Origin of the sequence: Altererythrobacter xiamenensis (genome assembly GCF_900177715.1) — a bacterium.
GTDB classification, from domain to species: Bacteria; Pseudomonadota; Alphaproteobacteria; order Sphingomonadales; family Sphingomonadaceae; genus Erythrobacter; species Erythrobacter xiamenensis.
Genome location: NZ_FXWG01000002.1, coordinates 853,101 through 869,811, shown reverse-complemented (window position 1 = coordinate 869,811; position 16,711 = coordinate 853,101). Strand labels below are relative to the sequence as shown.

The window sequence follows — 16,711 nt, the reverse complement described above, 5'->3', positions numbered from 1 at the left end:
GAGATCATCTTCATTCAAAACGCGGCCAGCTTCGAAAGTACGAATTCCCCTTCGACATTGATGCCCGTCACATCCCCCGCATTATTGGTCTCGATCACGAAGTCGAGCCCACCCGGGACGAAGAAATCGGTATCGCTCGTGGGATAGAAGCGCGAGCGTTCGCCCAGCGCTCCTTCCAGCCATAGTACTCCGTCTTCAAGGCTGACTGTAGCGGCGGGCTCGGTGCTGTCGGCGCCGAAAGCGTAGCCGCCCGCGATCTGCCTCATCCAGTCTTCGTCCAGCGCAACGGTGGCGCGCTGCTCGAAGGCGTCCTGTTTCCAGCCGTAGGCGTGGCCGATAGCGCTGGCCACTTCGCGGATGAGCTCTCCGCCGCTGTCCGAATTGGTCAGGATCGCCACGCTCGCCCGCCCGTCGGCATAGCTGTACCAGCGCGCGCTGTAGCCCGGATTGTGGCCGTTATGGACGAAGACCACGCCGTCGCCCGGATCGTTGAGGCCAAAACCGAGGCCGTGCTAGTCGGCGCTGCTAGGAACCATCTGGAGTGCGAGATCGTCGGAGATCAGCTCGCTGTGGCCTTGCCGCGCCCTGGCGACCTGGCTGCCAAGCTGCAAAAGTTCTGTGGGCGTCGTCCAGATCCCGGCGGCCGCCAGTTCGGGATAAGCGAAATAGCCGGGCGTCGTGATGGGATCGGATGCCCCGCCGACGTGGCCTGACGCTACGTTACCGCCAGACTGGATGTGGTCGTAATTACTGCGCACTAGCCCCGCGGGGGCGAAAACCTCTTCGGCGACGACTTGGGCAAAGGGCTTGCCGGTCAGATCCTCGAGCAGGAGTTGCACCACTTGGTACCCGCCTCCGGAATAGCGGCGCGCGGTGCCCGGTACTTGGTCGATAGTGACCGCTGGCGTATTGGCAGGCTCGGCGCCTTCGAGAATCTGCGCGCTCGACGGCAGTTCGGCATCGGCCTTATATCCTCTGAATCCGTGGATCGTCGTGCCAGCGCGGTGCGACAGGAGATGACGGAGCGTCACACTCTGGCTTTGCGTGAAGCTGTTGTCGGGCACGTCCCAAGATCGCAAGTAAATCCCGACAGGCGAATCGAGATCAAGTTGGCCCTTGTCGACCAGCGAAAGCGCAGCAAGCGCCGCGACGGGTTTGGACAGGGAGGCCGCCTGAAAGAGCGTGTTTTCATCGACGAGCAGATCGCTACCCTTCTCGGCCACGCCATATGCCTTCGCCCACACGACCTCGCCATCAAGTGCGACTGCGATGCTAATGGCTGGCACATCGTGGTGCTCCATCCGCTCTTCCAGTGACCAGACAGGATGAGGCTCGCCCTTGGCCGCAAGCGGAGGTCGCAGCCCCTGCTCGATCTGCGCGATCATGTGGTGGTGCTGCTGGGCAGGATCGGGAGGGTCCGCACGCAGCGGAGTAATCTGCGTTGCCAGCGTCAGCAATCCGACCGCAAGCCAAGTCAAGGTATATGAAAGCGCTTTTTTTGCAGCCAAGGAAGCCTCCTCATGGTTCTTGTCATGTGGAGGTCTACGCAGAAACACGAAGATTGACTACATCCGTAGTCGAACTAAGTGCGTCGCTCGTAGAGGCGAAGCGTCTTGTTTGCCGCACAGGTTGATGGTGCTGTCACCCCTCCGGCAAATACAGTTTCTGCCCCATATCCTTATACTTTTCGCTCATCTCTTCCATGCCCTTGAGCGCGGCCTGGCGGCTGGCCTCGGCGGCCTCTGCCCCTGACTGACCGCTTTCGAGGAAGCTGTCCGCGCCCTGGTTCTGCTTGCCGGCGAAGTCGCGCACTTCCTGGCTGATCTTCATCGAACAGAACTTCGGCCCGCACATGGAGCAGAAATGCGCGGTCTTGGCGCCTTCTGCGGGCAGCGTCTGGTCGTGGTAATCCTCCGCCGTATCGGGATCGAGGCTGAGGTTGAACTGGTCGCGCCAGCGGAACTCGAAGCGTGCCTTCGACAGCGCATCGTCGCGGACCTTGGCCGCCGGATGCCCCTTGGCAAGGTCAGCCGCGTGGGCGGCGAGTTTATAGGTCACAACACCGACCTTCACATCGTCACGGTCGGGAAGGCCGAGGTGTTCCTTGGGCGTGACGTAACAAAGCATCGCCGTGCCGTACCAGCCGATCTGCGCCGCGCCGATGCCGCTGGTGATGTGGTCGTAACCCGGCGCGATATCGGTGACGAGCGGCCCAAGCGTGTAGAAGGGCGCTTCGCCGCACACCTCCAGCTGCTTGTCCATGTTCTCCTTGATCTTGTGCATGGGGACATGGCCCGGCCCTTCGATCATGACCTGCACGTCCTGCTTCCACGCGCGGTGGGTCAGCTCGCCCAGCGTGTAAAGCTCGGCAAACTGCGCCTCGTCATTGGCGTCGGCAATCGAGCCGGGGCGCAGGCCATCGCCAAGCGAATAGGCGATGTCGTAGGCCTTCATGATCTCGGTGATCTCGTCGAACTTCTCGTAGAGGAAGCTCTCCTTGTGATGCGCGAGGCACCATTTCGCCATGATCGAGCCGCCGCGGCTGACGATGCCGGTGACGCGGTTGGCGGCGAGCGGCACATAGGGCAGGCGCACACCCGCGTGGATGGTGAAATAGTCGACGCCCTGTTCGGCCTGTTCGATCAGCGTGTCGCGGAACACTTCCCAGGTGAGGTCTTCGGCGATGCCGCCGACCTTCTCCAGCGCCTGGTAGATCGGCACGGTGCCGATCGGCACGGGCGAGTTGCGGATGATCCATTCGCGCGTGTCGTGGATGTTGCGACCTGTGCTGAGGTCCATGACGGTGTCCGCACCCCAGCGGATCGACCAGACCATCTTGTCGACCTCGGTCGCGACGTCGGACGCGACGGCGGAGTTGCCGATATTGGCGTTGATCTTGACGAGGAAATTGCGGCCGATCGCCATCGGTTCGCTTTCCGGGTGGTTGATGTTGTTGGGGATGATCGCACGGCCCCGTGCCACTTCCTCGCGGACGAACTCGGGCGTGATGACGTCGGGGATCTGCGCGCCCCAGCTCTGAGCGCCTGCGCGGTTGGCGGCGATCAGTTCCTTCGCCATTTCGCGGCCGAGGTTTTCGCGCTCGGCGACATATTCCATTTCGGGCGTGATGATGCCTTTGCGGGCGTAGTGCATCTGGCTGACGTTCTGCCCTGCCTTGGCGCGCAGCGGACGCTTCACGACATTGGGGAAAGCAGGCACGCCGCCCGAACGATCGGGGCCAAGCTGGCCGTTATCCTCGGGCTTCACCTCGCGCGCATCATATTCCTCGACATCGCCGCGCGCCATGATCCAGTCACGCCGGAGCGCGGGCAGGCCCGCCTGGATGTCGATGTTGGCGTCAGGATCGGTGTAGGGGCCGGAGGTGTCGTAGACGCGAACCGGTGCCTCATCGCCCTCAAGGTCGATCTCGCGCATGGCGACGCGGATGCCGGAACCGGTGCGCGCGCCGACATGGACCTTGCGGCTGCCGCGAATGGGCCCGGTGGTCACGCCGATTTCGAGCGGGGAATTGATGTCGGCCATTGGTACTCTCTCCTGGCGGATCGGGAGAGCGGTCTTCTGGCGGATACCAGCCCACTCCCTCCGCCTGTGTTAGCAGGTTCAGGTTCAACGGGTCGGCGGACTTCAACCGCCCTCTCAGCCTCATGGCTCCCCGGGGATGGGTAGGAGATAGACCCTGTAAGGGCGAACGTCTAGGGCAGCTTGCGTGACGCAGCTCTACCGCCTCGATTGCAGCGCCGCAGATGTTGCCCGGCGCTTCGGTGCGCGACAGGGCGATGACCCGTGGGAAGGCGGCTATGTCGCGCCGCTTAAGTTCGCGCCGGTCATCACGGCGGGGCGCGAGTTCATCGCGGGGCCAAGGCCATCGGGCCGCATGCTCCAGCCGCGCATGACCCCGCGCCTGTGGGGCCTGCTCCCGCCGCCCAATGCGGACGACCCGACACGGCGCATTGCGAGTGTGCGCAATCTGGACAGCCCGTTCTGGATCGGGAACCTGCGCAATTCGGAGTTCCGCTGCTTGATCCCGGCGACGCGCTTCATGGGCTGGGGTAGCGGCACCGATTACGAGGGGCGCAGGCTCAAGCACTGGTTCGCGCACGCCGGGCACCTGGAGTCCCAGCGGGTCTTCGCCATGGCAGGTGTGTGGAAGGACGAGGAGGTGCCCGCCTTCGCCCTCCTCACCCGCGAGGCGAGAGGCGCGCCGCGAGCGGCAGGCTGCACAGTCGAACCGATCGTGCTGCCCGATGACGAACGCGCACGACAGAACTGGCTCTACGGCAATTGGGACATGGCGCGAGGAACTCTCGAAAGCGCATCTGTCCCGCTCACCGAAGTGGCCTCGCCGACCTCACAGGAGTGATGACACAGGCGCGGATCTGTGACAGCTTTCCTTTCGGGACTGGAGAGGGAGAGTGAGCACATCATGGCCACCGAAGCACTGGCTGCGCAGCGTCCGCTGACGCCGATCGATCTGAGCGACAACGCGCTTTACACCGAAAACCGCTGGCACGCGCCGTTCGCCGAGCTGCGCCGGACCGCGCCGCTCAGCTACCGCGAGGACAGCCCCTTCGGCGCCTACTGGTCGGCCGTCACCTACGACCTCGTCCAGCAGATCGAGCTCGACTGGCAGACCTGGACCTCCGCCTGGGACAAGGGCAACATCACCATCGCCGACGGGGTGGGAGAGATCGATTTTCCCAATTTCATCGCGCAGGATCCGCCCATCCACACCGCCCAGCGCAAGGTGATTTCGCCCGCCTTCGCACCCAGCCAGATGAAGACCCGCGAGGAGCAGGTGCGCGCGCGCTGCGCCGAATTGCTCGACGGGCTGCCGGTGGGCGAGACATTCGACTGGGTGGAGCGCGTCTCGATCCCGCAGACCCTCGGCATGCTGCTGATCCTGTTCGACATGCCCTATGACGAATGGCGCGATCTCAAGCGCTGGTCCGACTATGCGAGCGCCGTGTCGGCGGACAATCTGACCGACGAGTTCCGCGCCGAGTTCATGGAGCAGATGGGCCAGATGCTCGCCCGGTTCGACCGAGAGCTGGAGGCGCGGCGCGAGCTGCCGCCGACCGACGATTTGCTCAGCCGGATGGTGCATTCCGAAGCGATGGGCAACATGACCCCGATGGAACGGATCGCCAATATCGCGCTGCTGATCGTGGGCGGCAACGACACCACCCGCAATTCGATGAGCGGGCTGGTCGAAGCGCTCGACCTCTACCCCGACCAGCTCGACCTGCTGCATGGCGACCGCGCGCTGATCCCCAATGCGGCGCAGGAAATCATCCGCTGGCAGTCGCCCGTCACGCACATGCGGCGGACCGCCACACGCGATACCGAGCTTGCCGGACAGCGCATCCGCGAAGGAGAGAAGATGATCATGTGGTACATCTCTGCCAATCGCGACGAGAGCGTATTTCCCGATTCCGACCGGTTCGACGTGACCCGGGAGAATGCGCGTCGCCATCTGAGTTTCGGCCACGGCATCCACCGCTGCGTGGGCGCACGGCTCGCAGAAATCCAGATCGGCACGTTGATCGAGGAGATCGTCGATAGAGGCTGGCGCATCGTGCCCGAAGGTGCGCCGCCCCGCCTCCCCAGCCCCTTCCTCCACGGTTTCACCGAAATGCCGGTGCGGATCGAGAAGCGGCGCTAGACGCGCGAGTTTTTTGATTTCGGTCAATGCAGCGACCGTCATCGGACAGCATTCATGCCATCAAGGAGAGAGTGTATGAACGCGATAGACACGGCCACAGGCGCGGCGACGAAACATTTCGATGTCCTGATCGCAGGCGCAGGCATTTCTGGCATCGGATCGGCCTATCACCTGCAGCAGCAATGCCCGGGCAAGAGCTACGCCATCCTCGAGATGAAAGAGACTTTCGGCGGTACCTGGGAAACGCACAAGTACCCGGGTGTCCGTTCCGATAGCGACCTCTACACCTTCGGCTATCGCTTCAAGCCGTGGATCGGCGCACCGATCGCGAGCGCCGATGAAATCCTCAAATACATGGGCGAGGTGATCGAAGACAACGGGATCGGCGAACACATCCGCTACGGCCACCGCATCACGCGCTGTTCCTTCTCGCGCGACGACAACCTGTGGACGGTGGAAGCAACGCGCCTTGAAGACGGCGCCGAGTTGACCTTCACCTGCAACTTCCTGTGGATGTGCCAGGGCTATTACGATCACGAAAAGCCCTACATCCCGCCCGAATGGAAGGAACGCGGCCTGGACGCCTACACGGGCGATTTCATCCACGCACAGCTGTGGGATCCGGATTATGACTATTCGGGCAAGCGGGTGTTGGTGATCGGATCGGGCGCGACAGCAGCCACGGTCATTCCCGAGTTCGCCGAGAAGGCCGAACACGTCACCATGCTCCAGCGCTCGCCGACCTATTTCTATTGCTCGGAAAACAAGAACGAGCTCGCGGATCGCCTTCGCGAGGTCGGCATTGACGAGCCGACCATCCACCGCGTCGTCCGCCAGCAGATCATGCACGATCAGGACTTGATGACGAAGCGCTGCATCGAGGAGCCGGACGTCGTCTTCGAGGAGCTCAAGGAGCTTGTGCGGCAATTCACCGGCGATCCCGATTTCCAGTTCGAGCCGCATTTCACGCCGAGCTACCGCCCATGGCAACAACGCCTTGCCTTCTGTCCCGAAGGTGACATCTTCAAGGCGGCGGTCGCGGGCAAGCTGACCGTCGTCACCGATACGATCGACCGCTTCACCGAAACCGGCGTGCGCACCGCGTCGGGCGAGGAGATCGAGGCCGACCTGATCGTCGCTGCCACCGGCTTCCAGCTGTCCGTCATGGGCGACATTCCGTTCGAGGTCGACGGCAAATCCGTCGATTGGAACGACACGGTGACTTATCGCGGTATGATGTTCACCGGCGTTCCCAACATGGTCTGGGTCTTCGGCTATTTCCGCGCCAGCTGGACCCTGCGTGTCGACATGCTCGGCGATTTCGTCTGCAACCTGCTCAACCACATGGACGAGAAAGGCGCTGCGCGGGTCGAGGTTACCCTTCGGCCCGAGGACGAAGGCATGGAGCTGCGCCCGTGGATCGAGGAGGACAATTTCAATCCGGGCTACCTGATGCGCGGTCTCGACCGTCTGCCCAAGCGCGGCGACAAGCCCGAATGGCGGCACAATCAGGACTACTGGACCGAGAAGGAGGAGATCCCCGCCATCGATCTCGACGGCGCGGAGTTCCGCTATGCCGAAGGCGCACAGGGCGAGCGGGCGCGGAAGGAAGAGGCTGTTCCTGCAGAATAGCACGTAGGCGTGGCCGTTGGGCGGCAAGTGGCACATGCTTCATATCGATAGCTCACGGCGTCGGGCCTTGATCGGCGCCATCAAATGCGGTTGGTAGGCGGCGAGAGGAGACTTCAATGCCCTTCCGCATGACAGAGATGGTGGGATGCGACTTCCCGCTGTTTGCCTTTTCGCACTGCCGCGATGTGGTTGCTGCGGTGAGCCGCGCAGGCGGCTTCGGCGTAATCGGAGCGGTGAGCTACACGCCCGAACAGCTCGAGCATGAACTTGCCTGGATCGACGACCATGTCGACGGCAAGCCCTATGGTGTCGACGTCCTCATCCCCGAGGTGCAGGCAGTCGACAAGGGCGTGACGGCGGACGAGATCATCGCCAATATCCCGGCGAAATATCGCGATTTCACCCGCTCGATCCTGCGCGAAGCCGGGATCGGAGAGGACACCGCCGAACCGCAAGGCGGATCGCAGCGGCCCAATACCTCGCTCGGTCAGGAGCTGCTCGAAGTCAGCTTCAACCACCCGGTGCGCCTGATCGCCAATGCGCTGGGCACCGCCCCGCCCGAAATGATCGCTGCGGGCAAGAAGCACGGCATTCCGGTCGCGGCGCTGGTCGGCGCGAAGGAACACGCGATGAAGCAGATCGATGCGGGCGTCGACATCATCGTCGCGCAGGGCGGTGAAGGCGGCGGGCACTGCGGCGATGTCGCGACGGTGGTTCTCATCCCCGAAGTGCTGCAGGCGATCGAGGATGCCGGCGCGGACATTCCCGTGCTTGCAGCAGGCGGCATCATGAACGGGCGGCAAATGGCCGGGATGATGGCGATGGGCGCAGCCGGCGTGTGGTGCGGCAGCGTGTGGCTGGCGACGACCGAAGCCGAAACGCACGAAGTCTTCCGCGAGAAGATGGTGGCCGCAACCAGCCGCGACACGGTCCGCAGCAAGTATCGCACCGGCAAGTACAGCCGCCAGCTCCGTTCCGGCTGGCACGCGCGCTGGGAAGAAGCGGGCCTGCCCGCCCTCCCCATGCCGCTGATGAGCGTCTTGTCGGAACCGGTGCTGCGCGCGCTCGACAAGGCGGCGGTCAATGGCAACCGCCAAGCGCAGGAGCTGTGTTCCTACTGGGTCGGACAGGGCGTCGGGTTGGTGCGCGAAGTGACCTCTTCGGGCCAGGTCGTGCAGCAGTTCAAGGAGGATTTCCTCGCAGGTTACGAGAATCTTTCGCAGGCATTCGAGTAACCCGGCGCACATACCGCAGCTTCGATCGGCCTCGGTTCTGCAAGAAATCACACCGCCTCAAAGTGCGCCGTTTGTCCTGCGGAATTAACCCCCTGACTTTCGGCTTTTTTCACGTTATTTCAATGCATTAACATTAAGTCTGGATGGCATCCCCGGGGGCCATGTTAACCCCGCGGTAGCCGTTCTTGCTCAATAGCTCTTCAGACGTGATCACTACTCGAACAGCCAGAAGAACCGTTTCCGGTGGGGGCATGTGTGACAGCAACGCACGCAATTGGTGAATTGAGGCATGTCCTCGAGCGCGAACAGGTCGAAGAGAACCTGCGTTACGCCAAGTCCGCGTCGATTGCCGGCGTCTTCAATGCCTTTATTGCCGCCGCTGTATTCTGGAATCCGGCCCAGATTGGCTGGCTTGCCCTTTGGTTTACCGCCGTCGTCATCGGTGGATTGATGCGGCGTCGCGATGTCCTGAGGCATCGCGATGGCAAGGGAGGCGACGAGCACGAACAGGTGCGCCGCCAGATGCGCTGGATCGAGTTTACCGCACTCTATAATGGCACCTGCTGGGGAGGCGGCGCGATCCTCGCCGCTTCGACTGCCACTCCTTCACAATATATCGTGATCGTCATCCTGTGCAGCGGGATGATGGGCGCTTCGGTTTCCACCTACATGTCGATGGCGCGCGCCGCGATGCTCTTCGTAGTTCCGGTCGCGGCGGGCGGATTGTTTGCGCTGTGGGTCCATCCCTACGCCCCGTCGCTGGCCGGACTATCCTGCTCGGATGCTTCTGCCTGCTGCTCGCGACCGGGGCACGGCGGCGCGAGGTGAGCTTCGTGGAGCGCATCGCCACGCGTGAGAGAATGCGCGAGAATACCGAGACGGTTCGGCTGCTGCTCAATGATTTCGAATCCCAGGCGGCCGACTGGTTATGGCGGCTCGATGACGAGAATTGCGTGCGTGAGCCGACTGCGCGCTTTGCCGAGGCTGTCGGGCAGGAGCCGGGCGAACTCCACGGAACGCCGTTCCTGTTGCTGTTTGCCCCTTCGCCCGAGCGCGACCATCTCGAAAGCCACATCGCTGCGGGCACCAGCTTTCGCGAGCTTACCCTGCGCCTGGCGCGCGAAGGCGAACAGCGCTGGTGGAAACTGACGGGCAGGGTCACGCGCAAAGGGGGCATGCGCGGTGTCGCGTCCGACGTGACCGCACAGAAGAGCGCGGAAGAGCGCGTTCACTACATGGCGCATTATGACGAACTGACAGACCTCGCCAATCGGTTCCTTTTCCATGACGACCTCCAGCGCGAGTTGAAGCGCCATTCGGCAACGGGCGAGCTTGCGATATTGTGCCTCGATCTCGACAGCTTCAAATCGGTGAACGAAACGCTCGGCCACCCGGCGGGCGATGCCTTGCTGATCGAAGTCGCCAAGCGCATCCAGTCGACCGTGCGGCAACAGGATCTCGTCGCGCGGCTTGGCGGGGACGAGTTTGCGGTGCTGATGCGCGGCAAGAATGTCGAGAAAGACGCCGAACGGATCGCCCGGCGCATCCTGGCAGCGATCGTCGAGCCGGTTCTGACCCACGGAACGCAGATCATTACATCGACCAGCATCGGAATCGCCCTGGCAGGGGAGAATGCACGCGATGCCGACGCCCTGATGCGGCGCGCCGACCTTGCGCTCTATGCCGCCAAGGGCGCGGGCCGCAATCGCTTCGCTCTGTTCGAACCGGGCATGGACCAGATCGCGCGCGAACGGCGCGAGTTGGAGATGGACCTTCGCAGCGCGCTCGTACGCGGCCAGTTCGAGCTATACTATCAGCCTCTGATCAAGATCGAGACAGGCCAGACGGCAGGCTACGAAGCGCTGATTCGCTGGCATCATCCCGAGCGCGGTACGGTCTGTCCGGACGATTTCGTTCCGCTGGCAGAAGAGACCGGTCTGATCGTGCAGATGGGCGAGTGGGTGATCCGCCAGGCCTGCGCCGAAGTCGCCGCATGGCCCGAGCACCTGCGCGTCTCGGTCAATCTTTCACCGGCGCAGATGCGCAGCGCCAGCCTCGTCGGGACGATCCTAAACGCTATCGCGGTTTCGGGTATCGATCCCAGCCGTCTCGAACTGGAGATTACCGAGAACGTGTTGCTGCACGATAGCGAGGCCAACCTCGCCACGCTGCACAAGCTGCGCGAACTCGGCGTGCGCATCGCACTCGACGATTTCGGCACCGGCTACAGCTCGCTCAACTATTTGCGCAGCTTCCCTTTCGACAAGATCAAGATCGACAAGTGCTTCGTCGGGGATCTCGAAACGAACCCCGATTGCCTCGCCATCGTACGGGCCGTGACCGCGCTCGCCTCCAGCATGGGGATGGAGACCACGGCCGAAGGGGTCGAGCTTGCCGACCAGCTCGAACTGTTGCGGGCAGAGGGTTGCACCCAGGCTCAGGGCTATCTCTTCTCGCGCCCCGAGAAGGCGGAACTGTTCACCGACCTGCGCCCGGCCCGGCCCGCGGCGAAGGCCAACCTTCCGGGCAGTGTGCACGAATTGAAGGAGCGCCTGCCGGAACCGCCGGCCAGCGGTGAGGACGAGATCGCTCGGCGCCAACGCATCGCCTGAGCGGGTGACGCCCCGCCCGATCCGCAGCCGGGCGAGGCGTCACCATCCTTTCTCTCAATGTAGCGCGATCAGCTGGACTTTTGCGTTTCGATCCAGCGGTCGATCTTCTGTTCGAGCACCGCCAGCGGCAGGCCGCCGGTGTTCAGCACCTGGGCGTGGAAAGCCTTGATGTCAAAATCGTCACCAAGCTCGGTCTCCGCCTTGTCGCGCAGGCGCTGGATGGTGAGCGCACCGATCTTGTAGCCCAGTGCCTGAGAGGGGATCGCGATATAGCGCTCGACCTCGGACACCACTTCGGTCCGCGTCATGCCGGAGTTTTCGAGCATGAAGTCGATCGCCTGCTCGCGGCTCCAGCCCTTGGCGTGGATGCCGGTATCGACCACCAGCCGCATGGCGCGCAGCTGTTCGTCCTGCAGCGTGCCATAACGGTTCCACGGATCGTCGAAGAAGCCCATCTCGTAGCCGAGCGTCTCGGCATAGAGGGCCCAGCCCTCGACAAAAGCCGTGGTGCCGCCAAACCGCATGAAGGCGGGCAGCGCTTCGTTTTCCTGCGCCAGGCTGATCTGGAAGTGATGGCCCGGTGCGCCCTCGTGCAGATAGAGCGTGACATTGCCGGTCGTCAGGCGGCTCGGCAGGTCATAGGCGTTGAAATAGAACGTGCCGGGGCGCGAACCATCGGGCGTGCCGGACTGGTAGGAACCGCCCGCGCTGAACTGTTCGATCGCCGGGTCATAGGGCTTGATCTCCAGTTCGGATTCCGGAAGCAGCGAGAAATAGTCGCCGATCTTCTCGTCGACCTGTTCGCCGATATCGTAATAGCTCTGGGTCAGCGCCTCGCGGCTTTCCGGCTTGAACTGCGGATCGGTACGAACATAGTCGAAGAACTCGCTCAGCGTGCCTTCGTAGCCGACCTCGGCCTTGACCTTTTCCAGCTCGTTCTTGATCCGCGCAACTTCGCTGAGACCGAGATCGTGGATGTAGTCCGCCGTGAGCGGCAGGGTCGTGGTGCTTTCGATCAGCTGGGCGTAGAGCTTCTCGCCGCCCTTCATTGCGCTGAGGCCGACTTCTTCGCGCGCCACGGGAAGATATTCGTCGCGCAGGAAATCGCGCGTCTTCTCGGTCAGCGCATAGATTTCCTTGGTCTTCGCTTCGTAAGCAGCGGTGAGGCGCGCCTTGTCTTCTTCGGAGAAGCTTTCGGGGAAGTCCTTGACCGGCCCCATGAACTGCGATTCCTCGACCGGAATCGCCAGCTGCGTATCGTACTGGCTGATGACGTTGCGGATCGTCAGCCTGGTTTCGAGCACGCCGGTTTCCATGCCCTCACGAAACTTCTCGATCGAGCGTTCGCCGATGGCGATGTAGTCGTCGTGGCGGCTGAGGTTGTCCTCGTAGTTCTGGATCGTCTTGAACGGGGCTGCGCCCTGCCCGCTGGCGAAGGTCGGGTAGAATGTGTGGAAGCCGGAGAAGTGGTTGATCGGGCGGACTTCGGTTAGCGCGCGGATCTCGTCGGTGCTGCCTTCGAGCGACTGTTCCTGGTTGTACTTGAACACGTCATAGGCGAGCGCGTCGGTCGCATCGAGCTTGCTGCGGTCGATCTGCGACAGCAGCGCGAGGTTGAGCTTGGTATCCATCCGCTCGGCATAGAATTGCGCGTCGGTGAGATAGTCGCCCAGCCGGTCAGCGTTCTCGGTGTCTCCGCGAAACAGGCGCGAGAGCGGATTGAGTTGCAGGCTTCGCTCATCGGCGTCGGCGAACAAGGCAAACAGCTTGTCGTGTTCGGATTTCTGCGCGGTGGGGGTGGATGCAGTTTCGGCGTGGTGGTCGGCCAGCGCGGGCACTGCAGGCAGCACAAGCGCAGCGGCACCGAGAAAGGCGGAGCGGAGAAGTTTCATGGAGTAAATCCCTGTTGAAGATGGGCGGTGCGATGGAAGCAATGCACCTGGCCGCAAGATGCGAGGTGCCGTAGCGCGACCGCTCGCGCTGTCCTGCAGGCGCTCTGCGAAGCGCCCGCTGCACTCGATAAACAGCGAGAGTGAACCCAAGCTGTCGGCAACGCCGCGCGAGTTATTCGATAACCTGTCCACGCACCATGACGAAGCCGACGTCCTCAAGAACGCTGACATCCTCGAGCGGATTGCCATCGACCGCGATGATGTCTGCCGAATAGCCCGGCGCGAGCTTGCCGATCTCGCTCTCCATGCCGAGCACCTCGGCCGCGCCGGTGGTTGCGCTCGCCAGGGCCTCGCGGTCGGACATGCCGCCCTTTCGCATCAGCGCGAGTTCACGCCCGTTCTCGCCGTGGTCGAACACGCCGGCATCGGTGCCGAAGGCTACCTTGACGCCCCACTTTCGCGCGCGTTCGATAATGCTTTCGGCATAGGGGCTGACCGCGCGAATCTTGTCTTCCACCACTGGCGAGTAAATACCCTTCCCCAGTCGTTCCTTGATCCCCTGAAAGGCCATCAGCGTCGGAACCAGCACGGTGCCGTTCTCGCGCATCGCCCTGGCCGCCTGCTCATCGATATAGGTGCCGTGTTCGATCGTATCGATGCCCGCACGCGCCGCCGCCTCGATACCGCGCGCACCATGCGCATGCGCCATGACCTTGAGGCCAAGCGAATGCGCGGTGTCGGCGATGCTCTTCATCTCGGCATCGGTGAAATGCGCCTCCAGCCCGCGGCCCTGCTGGCTGAGCACGCCGCCGGTTGCGGTAATCTTGATCACGTCCGCCCCGTTCTGGCTGGCGCGACGCACCTTCTCCGCACATTCCACTGCGCCGGTGCAGGTGTAGCCGCTGGTCAGCACTTCATTGACCTCGGGCTTGAAGCCGGAGACGTCGCCATGTCCGCCGACGATGGCGAGCGCCGGGCCAGCGGCGAGGATACGCGGACCCGGAATCTTCCCCTCGGCCGTGCCCCGCCGCAGCGAAAAGGCGGTGTGCTGCGCGCTGCCTGCCTCGCGCACTGTGGTAAAGCCGGCGAGCGCGGTCAGCCGCGCATTTTTCGCGCCCATGACCACGCCCCATTCGTCGGGCTCGACCGCTTCTTTCCAGAAGTCGCCACCCGGATCGCCGGTCAGATGGGTATGGAGGTCGATCAGGCCGGGCAGCACCGTCTTGTCGCCCAGCATGATCACCCTATCGGCTTCGACATCGCCCTGCCGCGGGCGGATCGACGTGATGCGGCCGTCCTCGACCATGATGACGGATGGCCCCAGCGGCTCGCTCGAGGGATCGGTTATGACCGAACCGGCAACGATCGCTGTTGTTTCAGCAACAAGCGGGGATGAAACGACAGCGGCGAGAGCCGCAGCCAGGATATTGATACGCATCGATGATCTCCCTTTTGGGAGCCGTGATGCGCGTTATGCGTTGGGGGTGCAAGGGGCCTTCGTCCAGCGCGTTCATTTGCCATAAGCGCACGGTTCGCTATGTCCCGCGCAACAATAAGCCACTAGGGGACAATTTTCCGATGATCCGCAAGGTCGCATTTACCGCCACCCTTTTCGCCACCGCTTCGGTTGCCGCCACCGCACAGGCGCGCCCGATGACGCCCGAAGACGTCGCCAAGCTGGAGAGCGTCGGCGCGATCGCCGTCTCTCCCGACGGCAGCCGCGTCGCCTACACCACCGCCAGCCTGCCCGACGTGACCGAGGGTGAGGAAAACGGCACGACGACGCAGGAATTGAGCCTTGCATGGGGACCGGATCAGGCCCGCGCCTATCTGCCGGAAGATGTGAGCCCGTCCGCGGTGCACTTCTCTCCCGATGGCCAGATGGTGAGCTTCACCTGGGCCAAGGACAAGGAAGACAAGGCCGTGTGGGGCGTGCCGGTTGCAGGCGGTGCCTATCGCAAGCTCGCCGCGGTCGAGGACGCCGACGTCAGCAGCTACGCCTGGAGCCCGGATGGCACCATGCTCTACATGCTGGTCGGCGCTGCCAGCGACGAAACCCGCACGAAGGAAAGCAAGGCTGGCTTCGACGCCAAGGTTTACGAGGAAGAAGCGAAGCTCAATCGCCTGTTCGCCGCGCGCTTCGGCGAAAGCGTGGATGAAAGCCCGCGCGAGATTCCCGTGCCCGGCTATGTCAGCGCGTTCGAGATCGCACCCGACGGCCGCAGCGCGGTGATCGAAACTGCACCGACGCCGCAGATCGACGACAACTACACCTCGAAGCGGGTCAACGTGATCGATCTGTCGGACGGCGATATTCGCACCGTTGTCGAAACGCCCGGCAAGCTCGACGATGTCGAATACTCCCCCGATGGCAGCCAGCTTTCGATGATTGCAGGCGTCGACGTGAACGATCCGGCGGCCACCACGCTGCACCTCGTCGACGTGTCGAGCGGGACCTATCGCGCTCTCAACGAAGGCGCAGAAGAAGCCGCGGTCGATGCCGAGTGGCTCAGCGACGGACGGCTAGCTGCGGTGATCCATGTCGGCGCGCAATCGCGCCTGCGTCTCTACAATCCCGATGGCAGCGTTGCAGAGGAAATCGACCCGGGCGAGCTGATCCTGACCAGCCTGGAAGCTGGCGGCGACACGCTGGCGTTCAGTGCCAACAGCCCGCGCCATCCCAGCGAGCTGTTCGTCTGGAACAACAACGCCTTCAACCGCTGGACCAGCCACAATCCCTGGCTGTCCGAAATCACCTTCGCGCCGCAACGCACGATGACCTACACCGCGCGTGACGGGCAGGAAGTCGAAGGCATCCTGATCGAAGCTCTCGGTGAACGTCCGCGCACTGGCTTCCCCACGATCATGATGGTGCATGGCGGGCCGGAAGCGCATTATTCGAACGGCTGGCTGACGGCATATTCCATGCCTGGCCAGGTCGGCGCAGGTCAGGGCTATGCCGTGTTCCACCCGAACTATCGCGGCTCGACCGCCTATGGCACGGCTTTCTCCAAGCAGCATACGGGCAATTACACCGATCCCGAGTTCGCCGATATCGTAGATGCGAAGCGGGCGCTGGTGGCCGAGGGGATCACCGATCCCGACCGCACCGGCATCACCGGCGGTTCCTATGGCGGCTATGCCAGCGCATGGGGCGCGACGCATGACAGCGCCGAATATGCCGCCGCCGTGATGTTCGTCGGTATTTCCAACCAGGTCAGCAAGTTCGGCACCACCGACATCCCCTACGAGATGTACAATGTGCACAGCCGCAAGTGGCCGTGGGACGATTGGCAGGCGATGCTGGAAGTCAGCCCGATCTACCATGTCGACAAGGCCGAAACGCCGATCCTGATCATGCATGGCGAGGAAGACACGCGCGTCGATCCGAGCCAGAGCTTCGAGCTTTATCGTTCGATCAAGGTGCGCAAGCCCGATACGCCGGTGCGCATGGTGCTCTATCCGGGCGAACCGCATGGCAACCGCAAGGCGGCCAGCCGCTATGACTACAATCTGCGGATGATGCGCTGGTTCGACACCTATCTGAAGACGGGCAATCGCAAGGCACCGCTGCCCGCTCCGCGTCCTGAACTGAACCTCGGCGGCGACGACGAGTAAGCCTGGACCACGTCACCAAAACAAAAGGGGCCGCGCTTT

General features: G+C 63.1%; 12 protein-coding genes and 1 riboswitch. Of the genes, 7 read left to right on the top strand and 5 right to left on the bottom strand.

The features are described from left to right. Nucleotides 1–14 precede the first annotated feature (14 nt). The 3 genes from CCE89_RS09580 to thiC all read right to left on the bottom strand — a co-directional run bounded on the left by CCE89_RS09580 (nt 15) and on the right by thiC (nt 3,543). Entirely contained in the window at nt 15–473 is a 459-nt protein-coding gene (locus CCE89_RS09580) for a hypothetical protein (RefSeq protein WP_086437785.1), read from the bottom strand. Nucleotides 474–512: 39 nt separating this feature from the next. Beyond that, a complete protein-coding gene (locus CCE89_RS09575) occupies nt 513–1,508 on the bottom strand; it encodes a serine hydrolase domain-containing protein (RefSeq protein WP_143256009.1) in 996 nt (331 codons plus the stop codon). Nucleotides 1,509–1,641: 133 nt separating this feature from the next. Further along, nucleotides 1,642–3,543: a phosphomethylpyrimidine synthase ThiC gene (gene thiC, locus CCE89_RS09570; protein ID WP_086437783.1), complete on the bottom strand. Its 1,902-nt coding sequence runs from the start codon at nt 3,541–3,543 to the stop codon at nt 1,642–1,644. A gap of 36 nt (nt 3,544–3,579) precedes the next feature. Continuing rightward, a riboswitch (TPP riboswitch) is annotated at nt 3,580–3,686 on the bottom strand. A gap of 41 nt (nt 3,687–3,727) precedes the next feature. Here thiC and CCE89_RS09565 point away from each other — a divergent pair. The 6 genes from CCE89_RS09565 to CCE89_RS09540 all read left to right on the top strand — a co-directional run bounded on the left by CCE89_RS09565 (nt 3,728) and on the right by CCE89_RS09540 (nt 11,162). Next, on the top strand, nt 3,728–4,381 hold the full coding sequence (locus CCE89_RS09565; RefSeq protein ID WP_086437782.1) for an SOS response-associated peptidase family protein: 654 nt from the start codon (nt 3,728–3,730) through the stop codon (nt 4,379–4,381). 63 nt (nt 4,382–4,444) lie between these two features. After that, nucleotides 4,445–5,683 carry a cytochrome P450 gene (locus CCE89_RS09560; protein WP_086437781.1) on the top strand — a complete coding sequence of 413 codons (1,239 nt, stop codon included), beginning with the start codon at nt 4,445–4,447 and terminating at the stop codon, nt 5,681–5,683. A 75-nt stretch (nt 5,684–5,758) separates the two neighbouring features. After that, a complete protein-coding gene (locus CCE89_RS09555; protein WP_086437780.1) occupies nt 5,759–7,315 on the top strand; it encodes a flavin-containing monooxygenase in 1,557 nt (518 codons plus the stop codon). Nucleotides 7,316–7,431: 116 nt separating this feature from the next. Beyond that, a complete protein-coding gene (locus CCE89_RS09550; protein ID WP_086437779.1) occupies nt 7,432–8,550 on the top strand; it encodes an NAD(P)H-dependent flavin oxidoreductase in 1,119 nt (372 codons plus the stop codon). Between the two features lie 255 nt (nt 8,551–8,805). Continuing rightward, nucleotides 8,806–9,378, top strand: a complete 573-nt coding sequence (locus CCE89_RS09545; protein ID WP_143256008.1) for a hypothetical protein — start codon at nt 8,806–8,808, stop codon at nt 9,376–9,378. 5 nt (nt 9,379–9,383) lie between these two features. Beyond that, complete coding sequence (locus CCE89_RS09540) at nt 9,384–11,162, top strand: putative bifunctional diguanylate cyclase/phosphodiesterase (RefSeq protein WP_143256007.1); 1,779 nt, start codon at nt 9,384–9,386, stop codon at nt 11,160–11,162. Between the two features lie 68 nt (nt 11,163–11,230). On the opposite strand, the gene CCE89_RS09535 is transcribed toward CCE89_RS09540, so the two are convergent. Together CCE89_RS09535 and CCE89_RS09530 are read right to left on the bottom strand one after the other, a co-directional pair. After that, entirely contained in the window at nt 11,231–13,054 is a 1,824-nt protein-coding gene (locus tag CCE89_RS09535; RefSeq protein WP_086437776.1) for a DUF885 domain-containing protein, read from the bottom strand. A gap of 172 nt (nt 13,055–13,226) precedes the next feature. Then, a complete protein-coding gene (locus CCE89_RS09530; RefSeq protein ID WP_086437775.1) occupies nt 13,227–14,492 on the bottom strand; it encodes a metal-dependent hydrolase family protein in 1,266 nt (421 codons plus the stop codon). A gap of 140 nt (nt 14,493–14,632) precedes the next feature. Here CCE89_RS09530 and CCE89_RS09525 point away from each other — a divergent pair, with 140 nt between their 5' ends. Beyond that, entirely contained in the window at nt 14,633–16,672 is a 2,040-nt protein-coding gene (locus tag CCE89_RS09525) for a S9 family peptidase (RefSeq protein ID WP_086437774.1), read from the top strand. Nucleotides 16,673–16,711: the final 39 nt, after the last annotated feature.

Coding starts and splice junctions, on each gene's coding strand:
- CCE89_RS09560 (WP_086437781.1), top strand. CDS start 4,445: ATGGCCACCGAAGCACTGGCTGCGCAGCGTCCGCTGACGCCGATCGAT.
- CCE89_RS09535 (WP_086437776.1), bottom strand. CDS start 13,054: ATGAAACTTCTCCGCTCCGCCTTTCTCGGTGCCGCTGCGCTTGTGCTG.
- CCE89_RS09530 (WP_086437775.1), bottom strand. CDS start 14,492: ATGCGTATCAATATCCTGGCTGCGGCTCTCGCCGCTGTCGTTTCATCC.
- CCE89_RS09525 (WP_086437774.1), top strand. CDS start 14,633: ATGATCCGCAAGGTCGCATTTACCGCCACCCTTTTCGCCACCGCTTCG.
- CCE89_RS09555 (WP_086437780.1), top strand. CDS start 5,759: ATGAACGCGATAGACACGGCCACAGGCGCGGCGACGAAACATTTCGAT.
- thiC (WP_086437783.1), bottom strand. CDS start 3,543: ATGGCCGACATCAATTCCCCGCTCGAAATCGGCGTGACCACCGGGCCC.
- CCE89_RS09550 (WP_086437779.1), top strand. CDS start 7,432: ATGCCCTTCCGCATGACAGAGATGGTGGGATGCGACTTCCCGCTGTTT.